Raw genomic sequence first — 253 nt, forward strand, 5'->3', positions numbered from 1 at the left:
GACGCTACAGCTCTTGTTGACGCTGATGTAGATGCTACTGCTCTTGTTCTTGCTGATGTAGATGCTACTGCTCTTGTGCTTGCTGATGTAGATGCTACCGCACTTGTGCTTGCTGATGTAGAGGCTACTGCGCTTGTACTTGCTGAGGTAGACGCTACCGCACTTGTTGTTGCTGAGGTAGAGGCTACTGCGCTTGTGCTTGCTGAGGTAGAGGCTACTGCACTTGTGGTTGCTGAGGTAGAGGCTACTGCAC

At 51.4% G+C, this 253-nt stretch carries 1 pseudogene; it reads left to right on the plus strand.

Annotation, left to right across the window (positions count from 1 at the left end):
* A pseudogene (locus N8L90_RS09455) lies at positions 1-253 on the plus strand (adhesive domain-containing protein); the annotation flags it as partial.

Origin of the sequence: Streptococcus mitis, assembly GCF_946190115.1 — a bacterium.
Taxonomy (GTDB): domain Bacteria; phylum Bacillota; class Bacilli; order Lactobacillales; family Streptococcaceae; genus Streptococcus; species Streptococcus mitis_CO.